The organism is Bacillus sp. P4_D3, assembly GCF_056401855.1.
Genome location: NZ_JBFUIN010001340.1, coordinates 1 through 533 on the forward strand (window position 1 = coordinate 1; position 533 = coordinate 533).

2 protein-coding genes are annotated in these 533 nt (G+C 38.0%); both read left to right on the forward strand.

Going from position 1 to position 533, the window contains the following annotated elements:
• Nucleotides 1–248, forward strand: a 248-nt coding sequence (locus AC1DTM_RS31215) for a TIGR04197 family type VII secretion effector (RefSeq protein ID WP_477001788.1), incomplete at its 5' end; no start/stop codon positions are given.
• A 41-nt stretch (nt 249–289) separates the two neighbouring features.
• The coding region (locus tag AC1DTM_RS31220; RefSeq protein ID WP_477001789.1) for a DUF3958 family protein at nt 290–533 on the forward strand (244 nt) is incomplete at its 3' end.

Here is a 533-nt window from a genome sequence, read left to right on the forward strand (position 1 = left end):
AAGCAACGCAAATTGCTACGAAAATGGGATCAGCCTCTGATAGGATTCAAAGTGCAACAACTCGTTCTATAACAAAGGCGACGCGTACAACATTATCTGCTAATTTAAAAGCACAAGAAGCGAATCAGCAAGTTTTAGACTTGACGAAACAATTTTCCGCTGCCTTTCAACAAGCGGTTGATAATATTCATTCAGTAGCCCAAGAGTTTGAGAGAATGGATAACGAACTTCACAACACTTTTCGCTAATGTGACAACCTACATAAGGGTAAAACGGTAGGAGGAATATGATGAGTCAAGACATTGAAAAACAAATCAATCAAGTAAATCAAAAGTTACGAAGTGTATTTGAAGAACAAGACCGAAATCAATCCGCGATTCACATTCAGGAGCAAGCGGAAGCAGATTTTTATGAATGGAGAGGTCGAAAACATCGTTTGTTTGATCGGATTTTAGGAACTTGGCATGGKGATAGAGAAATGTCTCAGTTTTTTATGAATACGTATCAAGATGCACAACATATTGAACGAAAAG